This window comes from Methylophaga sp. UBA5088 (genome assembly GCF_002414625.1).
Lineage (GTDB): Bacteria > Pseudomonadota > Gammaproteobacteria > Nitrosococcales > Methylophagaceae > Methylophaga > Methylophaga marina.
Window position 1 is genome coordinate 1 of record NZ_DIAC01000007.1, and the last position, 4,095, is coordinate 4,095.

General features: G+C 43.5%; 4 protein-coding genes. 3 read left to right on the forward strand and 1 reads right to left on the reverse strand.

All coding sequences use genetic code 11. The features are described 5' to 3' along the window. The first annotated feature begins 152 nt into the window (after positions 1-152). Complete coding sequence (locus tag B4K20_RS00495; RefSeq protein WP_289281475.1) at positions 153-2,546, forward strand: YbcC family protein; 2,394 nt, start codon at positions 153-155, stop codon at positions 2,544-2,546. Positions 2,547-2,690: 144 nt separating this feature from the next. Continuing rightward, positions 2,691-3,206 carry a DUF2380 domain-containing protein gene (locus tag B4K20_RS00500; RefSeq protein ID WP_289245400.1) on the forward strand — a complete coding sequence of 172 codons (516 nt, stop codon included), beginning with the start codon at positions 2,691-2,693 and terminating at the stop codon, positions 3,204-3,206. Positions 3,207-3,217: 11 nt separating this feature from the next. Here the strand turns inward: B4K20_RS00500 and B4K20_RS00505 are convergent, their stop codons facing one another. Then, positions 3,218-3,772, reverse strand: a complete 555-nt coding sequence (locus tag B4K20_RS00505; RefSeq protein WP_289245260.1) for an NUDIX domain-containing protein — start codon at positions 3,770-3,772, stop codon at positions 3,218-3,220. Between the two features lie 109 nt (positions 3,773-3,881). Between B4K20_RS00505 and B4K20_RS00510 the strand changes: the two genes are divergently transcribed. After that, positions 3,882-4,095: collagen-binding domain-containing protein (locus tag B4K20_RS00510; protein WP_289281476.1), on the forward strand; the 214-nt coding region annotated here is incomplete at its 3' end.

Below are 4,095 nucleotides of genomic sequence, written 5' to 3' on the forward strand. Positions count from 1 at the left end.
GCTAAAGCCACCAGAACCTTATATCGTTGGCTGTTTTCAGGTTTGTACTTAGATGAATTGATGACCCGACTGACTCTATTTCTGTGGCCAATCACATTAAGACCAGAAACCAGAGTGGAATCTAACAATCAGCCACTTAGCAAGGAGACTTCATGAATACTGTGAATCAGTCATTGTCTGGACTCAGCGTCGAACATACCGCTGCCATCCATCAAGCGAGTTCATATATTGCTCCAAACTGGCCATTGGATCGGTTCATTGCGGTCAATGCTTTATGGGAATTTCGTGAGCAAACGATCGAGTCGGCTTCAGCCAGAATAGGGGCATTACAAGGTCTGAACACAACGATGTCAGCTGACTATTACCTCGGCTTGTTTCAACAAGGCCAAATCAGTGAGTCGGCATTACTCGAATCTGCTAAGACATATGGTGTCAACACGGCGACAGTTGATGAATTGAAGGCCTCACTTGAACATCCACAGCCCGATGCAGCATTGAGCATCGCCGAAATTGCGGATTTAAGCCGTGATCATCACAAAATGCGTTGGCAGGATGAAATTGTTCACCAGATCAGTCAGTTTTGTGGTGAGTTTGTGAATCAGGAGCCAGAGACTTTCGATCATCTCTATTCTGCCTGGTTGGATTTCACTCGTCATGATTACGGCATGTCACTACTGATGGGTGAGAAAAAACTGCGCCACGCCTTCACTCAGCTGCCTGATGACCTGGAAAGTTTGTTTGCCCAAGCGGTTGCTGAGTTGGAATTGACGCCGCAGCAGCTCGAGTTATATGCACATAAGTTATTGATGTGTATTAATGGCTGGGCCAGTTATTTTGCCTGGCAACGCTGGGAAAACCGCCTCAATAGTCAACAGACCGCCTGTGTAGAAGCGCTGCTTGCTATCAGAATCGCTTGGGATTTAATTATCTGGCGTCAGTTAAAAAGCAAGCCTGGACAGGTTGAATTTAAGGCATTAAAACAACAGTGGGAGCATCAAAAAGAATCTCTGATGTCACGTATAGCCGCCCATCATGAATATGCCTGTCATTATTGGGTTTGGGCTTATGCTGCAGAACTGACTTACCAACAACAACTACAGAAAACACTAACCCAAACACCTAAGCCGCTTGATTCAAGACCGGTCTTACAAGCCGCATTTTGTATTGATGTACGCTCTGAACGTATTAGACGCAATCTTGAATTACAGAGTGATGCTATTCAAACCATTGGCTTTGCAGGTTTCTTTGGCTTACCTATCACCTATCAACCCGCCAAGACACAGGTTAAGCGTCCACAACTGCCAGGACTGATTGCGCCGTCAGTGAAAGTGAGTGAGCAAACACCCAACCATAAAAAGTTGACCAAAGTCAGTAATGCAAGTACCTGGAAAAACTGGGCCAGTTCACCGGTATCTTCATTCACCATGGTAGAGACCATGGGTTGGACCTACGCTTATAAACTGATAAAAGATAATTTCTTTAGCAAGAAAAAAGAAAAACTAATTGATGAGTTTACTCACCATCATCAATGGCACATAAGCCATAACCATGCTGAGCTAAGCTTGTCTGAGAAAGTCAATATGGTTACGGGTGTACTCAAAGGCATGGGCCTGACCAACACCTTTGCATCAACCATTTTACTGCTAGGTCACGGTAGTGAAAATCGCAATAACTTGCATGCATCAGGTCTGGATTGTGGTGCTTGCTGTGGTCAAAGTGGGGAAGTGAATGTCCGTGTTTTAACCAGCCTGTTAAATGATCCCGCTGTCAGAACAGAGCTGCACAAAGCGGACATCCACATTCCTGAAAACACACGCTTTATATCTGGATTACATAACACCACAACGGATGAAATCGTCTGTTTTGATGCATTAAATAATGCTGACATTGATACTTGGTTAGAACAGGCTTCTAAACAAACCCGTCGCGAACGCATTCAGTTAATGGATGCAGGCTTAAAGGACCTGGATGATGTTGCATTAGAAAAGTCGCTAAAAGACAGAGGTAAAGATTGGTCAGAAGTTCGTCCTGAATGGGGCTTAGCGAATAATGCCTCATTTATTGTAGCACCGCGTGAGCGTACGCGTGGACTGGATTTACAGGGCCGTTCCTTTTTGCATGACTATGACTGGCACAGCGATGCCGAGTTTGCATTACTGGAGCAAATTATGACGGCACCGATGATTGTGACTCAGTGGATCAATATGCAGTACAACTTATCGGTCACAGATAATACATTTTTTGGTAGTGGCAATAAGCTGCTACACAATGCCGTCGGCCAGCATATCGGTGTGTTTGAAGGGAATGGGGGGGACCTGCGAATTGGTCTTGCGATGCAATCCATCCATGACGGTGAGAACTGGCGTCATCATCCATTGAGAATTAGTGTGTATATTGCTGCGCCAAAACAAGCGATTGAAAATGTGATTGCCAAGCATCAAACCGTACGCGACCTTGTCGACAATGGCTGGTTGTTTCTTGTGCACTGGTCTGATGACAATACTTTCGAACGCTATCAAAAATCAGGTTGGAAGTACATTGACTAAGTAGCTGACATGGATAACAGAATGAGACAGTTAGGCTATCGACTGTTTCATTCTGAATCAGTCAGTTTATTCGCGATCAGTTGATCTTTTCTGAGTTGAAACTTCCTCCAGTCAGCGTTGGCTAAAGTTAAAAGAGGAGAGAGTATGAGAATTGAAAAGTTATCGTTTGTCGTGTGTTTATGTCTGCTTTTTGGCTTCAACACCGCTCATGCACAGAAAGACGAAAAATCTGATGTGCTCCTGCTTGGCTTCGAGTTACGTGGTGATGATACGGTTCAGTCATTACAAGAACATGATGCCGAGGTAATAGAAACATCTAATCAGTATTTACAAGAAACTCTGAATAATGACACTTCGTTTGAGGTTATTGATACGCCAGAATCACAGGCATTACTGGCTGAAGCAAGGCAGAAGTTTAACCTTGAAAGGTGTAATGGTTGCGAGTTTGATCTTGCTGAAAAAGTCGATGCCAGATACGTGGTGGTGCCATGGGTATTTCGTATGAGTGTGTTGATTCAGACACTTTATATAGAAGTCCGTGATGTAAAAACGCAAAACACCGTTCTGCGTGTTGTGCGTGACTATAGAGGCAATACGGAGAAAGCCTGGCAAAGAGCGATTGATAGTGCCGTGCTTGAAATCAACGAGTCTTATCAATAAAACAACCTTATTTATCGTGCTTGTCTCATCACAGCAAGTTTCAGTAAAGCTGCTACTGACATGGCATCTACGATGTCGCCGTTCATGGCCATTTCAATGGCTGTGTCTACTGAGACCTTTATTAATTCGATATCTTCAGTCTCTTCGAGTTCTTGCTCACCGGCTGTCAGTCCTGTCGCCAGGAAAATATAAGCTTTTTCGTCGGTCACTGAGTTGGAGGTGCGTAACTCCATCAGTGGCTGCCAGTCTGTTGCCGTAAACCCTGTTTCTTCTTTGAGTTCTCTTTTTGCCGCTTCCAGAGGGTGTTCATCCAGTGGGCCACCACCTTCCGGAATTTCGATGGTGGTTTCATTATTTGGATAACGACTTTGTTTGACTAACCAAGTATGATCATTGTCATCAATGGCGATGACGCCAATGGCATGAGACTTGAAGTGGACGACACCATAAATTCCTTCACTGCCATTCGGTCTGATCACTTCTTCATGGCGAATTTGAATCCATGGGTTGTCATAAGGTATTTGCTGGGATGTCTGAACCCAGCCGCCAATTTTTGTTTTTGTCATAAATATTTTTTTCTTTAATTAAAGAAAGAGAAAAAATACTACTTTAGTACTATACTTTTTTAGTTGTGGTGGTTATATAATTTAAGTAATCACATAAAGGAAGATTCAAATGCGTTTGTCAAAACTTGCCATGGTTGGAGTAGTGACTCTTAGTGTTAATCAGTTAGCTTACGCTGATGCTGTTGAAATAGACGCCATGTCTCTTCTTAATCAATACAACCTTATTACTAGTGGCAATGTCATTAGTACCTCTGAAATAGATGGTAACGCATTAATCGGTGGCAATGTTAACGGTGGTATGTACAACATGCATTCCACGTCAA

Bases quoted from the DNA above. Each gene is read 5' to 3' on its own strand.
- B4K20_RS00495 (WP_289281475.1), top strand. From the start codon at position 153: ATGAATACTGTGAATCAGTCATTGTCTGGACTCAGCGTCGAACATACC.
- B4K20_RS00505 (WP_289245260.1), bottom strand. From the start codon at position 3,772: ATGACAAAAACAAAAATTGGCGGCTGGGTTCAGACATCCCAGCAAATA.
- B4K20_RS00500 (WP_289245400.1), top strand. From the start codon at position 2,691: ATGAGAATTGAAAAGTTATCGTTTGTCGTGTGTTTATGTCTGCTTTTT.